This is a genomic window from Desertibaculum subflavum (genome assembly GCA_003576705.1).
Taxonomy (GTDB): domain Bacteria; phylum Pseudomonadota; class Alphaproteobacteria; order Ferrovibrionales; family Ferrovibrionaceae; genus Desertibaculum; species Desertibaculum subflavum.
Genome location: QOZS01000122.1, coordinates 1 through 3,424 on the forward strand (window position 1 = coordinate 1; position 3,424 = coordinate 3,424).

General features: G+C 72.4%; 5 protein-coding genes. 3 read left to right on the forward strand and 2 right to left on the reverse strand.

The annotated features are described in order from the left end of the window. Both DT074_RS27690 and DT074_RS27695 read left to right on the forward strand, forming a co-directional pair. On the forward strand, positions 1–390 hold a 390-nt coding region (locus DT074_RS27690; protein WP_368744956.1), incomplete at its 5' end, for an energy transducer TonB. A 13-nt stretch (positions 391–403) separates the two neighbouring features. Continuing rightward, positions 404–937 (forward strand): EF-hand domain-containing protein, encoded by a 534-nt coding sequence (locus DT074_RS27695; protein WP_119423055.1) that lies wholly within the window; start codon positions 404–406, stop codon positions 935–937. Here the strand turns inward: DT074_RS27695 and purN are convergent. Next, entirely contained in the window at positions 934–1,590 is a 657-nt protein-coding gene (purN, locus tag DT074_RS27700; protein WP_119423056.1) for a phosphoribosylglycinamide formyltransferase, read from the reverse strand. The two genes, DT074_RS27695 and purN, sit on opposite strands and share 4 nt — an antisense overlap. After that, positions 1,578–2,663, reverse strand: coding sequence for a phosphoribosylformylglycinamidine cyclo-ligase (purM, locus tag DT074_RS27705; protein WP_119423057.1), 1,086 nt, complete (start codon positions 2,661–2,663; stop codon positions 1,578–1,580). The genes purN and purM overlap by 13 nt, the downstream gene beginning before the upstream one ends. A 36-nt stretch (positions 2,664–2,699) precedes the next feature. On the opposite strand from purM, the gene DT074_RS27710 reads away from it, so the two are divergent. Then, a partial coding sequence (locus DT074_RS27710) for a DUF8605 domain-containing protein (protein ID WP_119423058.1) occupies positions 2,700–3,424 on the forward strand: 725 nt, incomplete at its 3' end.

Below are 3,424 nucleotides of genomic sequence, written 5' to 3' on the forward strand. Positions count from 1 at the left end.
GCGGAGAACGTCGCCGACGGAGCCCCCGCAACGCCCGCGATGACGGCCACCGCGCCGGCACCGCGCCCGCTGCCGAGCCCGGCCGCCGCACCGCCGGCCGCGTCGCGCTACGGCGCCATCCTGCTCGCCTGGCTGGAGCGATACCGCGACTATCCCCGTGCGGCGCGGCTCCGGCGCCAGGAGGGCGAGGTGCTGCTGCGGCTCACCATCGATCGCACGGGCCGGCTGCTTGGCGCCGAAATCGCGCGGCCGAGCGGCTTCGACCTGCTCGACCAGGCGGCGCTCGACACCGTGCGCCGCGCCGCGCCGATGCCGCCGGTGCCGGCCGACGGGGCGGGTGAGCGCCTGATCCTCCTGGTTCCAGTAGTGTTCGCGCTTGCAAAGGGATGAATATGATCGGCGGATGCCTGCCCGACGATTCGCCGTTCTGGTTCTGCTTAGCCTGACCGGGGCGGCCTGTTCCGGCCGTCCGGAGCGGCCGGCACCGATCCCGCCGCTCTACAGCCCGGTCGGTGAATATCTGCCGGTACCCCGCGGAACGACCTGCGCCGAGGCGCTGGAGCGCTGGTTCGACCGCGTCGACACCAAGGGCGACGGGCGTTTCGATGCCGCCGAGCTTCAGGCCGAAGCGGCACGTCTCTTTGCCGCATTCGATGCCGACCGCGACGGCTACGTCACGCCGCAGGAGTTGCTGGCCGCACGCCGCGCAGCCTCCCCGGCCGCGCCGCCGCCTGACCCGGCTGCGGCCCGCCGCCGCGGCCGCAGCATCGATACCTCGCCCGATCCCGTGATGGCGGCCGATATCAATCTGGACTTCCGGGTCAGCCGGGCCGAGTTCGAGGCGCATGTGGAACGCCGCCTGCAGGCGGCGGATACCCGTCGTCATGGCTATCTGGGTAAGTCCGATCTGCCCGCGCTCTGCTCCGGGCAGCGCTAGCCGGCCGGATTGACCAGCATGCCTTGCGCCGCGACGGCGCCTTCGACGACCACGCGGTCGCCGACCACCTGCGCGCGTCCGCTGGCCGTCAGCGCCAGCGCCAGCGGATAGACCCGGTGCTCTGCCGCCAGCACGCGCGCCGCCAGCGTCTCCGGCGTGTCGTCGTCGAGCACCGGCACCGCGGCCTGGGCGACGATCGGCCCGGCATCCATCTCCGGCCGCACGACATGCACCGTGCAACCGGTGAAACGCACGCCGTCGGCGATCACCCGTTCGTGCACGCGCAGGCCCTTAAAGGCCGGCAGCAGCGAGGGATGGACGTTGAGGATGCGGTCGGTCCAGGCCGTGACGAAGCCGGGTGTCAGGAGCCGCATGAAGCCGGCCAGGCAGATCAGGTCGATGCCGCGGTCCCGCAGCGCCGCGTCGATCTCGGCATCGAAAGCCTCGCGCGCCTTGCCCTTGTGGCTGACGGTCAAGGTGGCGATGCCGGCGCCGCGTGCGATGTCGAGCCCGCCGGCCTCGGCGATGTTGGACAGCACCAGCGCGATCTCGGCCGGGTAGGTCGGGCTTGCCGCCGCGTCGATCAGCGCCTGCAGATTGCTGCCGCGGCCGGAGATCAGCACCGCGACCTTCTTGCGCGCTACTTCCGCCAAGGCGCGCCCTGGAAATCGATCTCGACGAACGGCTCGGCACCGGCATCGCCCTGCGCCACCTCGCCGATGCGGAACACCGTCTCGCCGGCTTCGCTAAGGATACGCATCGCAGCGTCGGACTGATCCGATGCGGTCACCACCACCAGGCCGATACCGCAATTGAAGGTGCGCGCCATCTCGCGATCGGCGATGTTGCCGGTGAGGCGGAGCCAGCTGAACACTGGCGGCGCCCGCCAGGCCCTTGCGGAGAGGCGCACCACGAGGCCAGGCGGGATGACGCGCGGGATGTTCTCGACCAGGCCGCCGCCGGTGATATGCGCCATCGCCTTGACCCGGCCGGCGCGAACCGCCGCCAGCGCGCTTTTCACGTAGATCCGCGTCGGCTCCATCAGCGCCTGGGCCAGCGTGCGCTCCGGATCGAACGGCGCCGGCGCCTCCAGGTCGAACTGGCCGTCGCGCACCAGCTTGCGCACCAGCGAATAGCCGTTGGAATGCACGCCGGAGGCGGCGAGCCCGAGCAGCACGTCGCCCGCGGCGACCGTCTCGCCGGTGACCAGCGTGCCGCGCTCCGCGGCGCCGACGGCGAACCCGGCCAGGTCGTAGTCGCCCTTGCCGTACATGCCCGGCATCTCGGCCGTCTCGCCGCCGACCAGGGCGCAGCCGGCGATGCGGCAACCCTCGGCGATGCCGGCGACGACGTCGCGCGCGACCGCCACATCGAGCTTGCCGGTCGCGTAGTAGTCGAGGAAGAGCAGCGGCTCGGCGCCCTGCACCACCAGGTCGTTGACGCACATCGCGACCAGGTCGATGCCGACCCCGGCATGGCGCCCGGACTCGATGGCGAGCTTGAGCTTGGTGCCGACGCCGTCGGTGGTGGCGACCAGGATCGGATCGCGGAACCCGGCGGCGCGCAGGTCGAACAGGGCGCCGAAACCGCCGAGGCCCGCCTCGGCGCCGGGCCGGCGGGTCGCCTTGGCCAAGGGCTTGATCGCCTCGACCAGGGCCTCGCCGGCATCGATGTCCACGCCGGCATCGCGGTAGGTCGCGCCCTCGTTTACGATGCGGCCGGCCATGCGTAATTTCTCGTCCCGTTTCAGAAAGGCGCCTGAATGGCGGCGACCATAGTCGACGATCCGGGCTTTGCAACGAACCAGCGGTTCCGGGCCGCCTGCGCGGCTCTGGTCCTGCTTTGCGCGACTCTGACCGCGATGGCCGGTCCGGCGGCGGCGCAGGCGCCGGATCCCTTCGTGGTAACCGGCGTGCCGGTGGACGTGACCGGGTCGGGCGCGCTCGACGCCCGCTCCAGGGCCCTGGCGGAAGGGCAGCGCGCGGCCTTCCGCCGCCTGCTGCAGCGGATGGTGCCGGAGAGTTCCTGGCCCGGCCTGCCGTCGGCCAACGACGACAACGTCCAGGCGGCCGTGCGCGGCTTCCAGATCGCCAACGAGCGGGCGAGCGCCACACGCTATATTGCCAGGCTCGACGTCGCCTTCCACCGCGAGCCGGTGCGGCGCCTGCTGCGCGATGCCGGCTTGCCGTTCACCGAGACGGCGGCCCGGCCGACCCTGCTGCTGCCGGTCTGGCGCGACGCCGCCGGAATCCAGCTTTGGGAGCCGACCAATCCCTGGCGGCTCGCCTGGGAGGCCCGGCCCGACCGCCCGACCCTGGCGCCGATCCTGCTGCCGACCGAAGAGCAGGCAGGTCCTGAGCCGTTGTCGCCGCTGGCGGCGACCGCGGGCGACCCGGCGCAGCTGCGCCAGCTCGCCGCCCGGCTCGGCGCCGGCGACGTGGTGGCGGCCGAGGCGCGCCAGAGCGGCGGCACGGTCGAAGTGACGAC

Excerpts from the sequence above, each read along its gene's own strand:
- purM (WP_119423057.1), bottom strand. The coding sequence starts at position 2,663 with ATGGCCGGCCGCATCGTAAACGAGGGCGCGACCTACCGCGATGCCGGC.
- DT074_RS27695 (WP_119423055.1), top strand. The coding sequence starts at position 404 with ATGCCTGCCCGACGATTCGCCGTTCTGGTTCTGCTTAGCCTGACCGGG.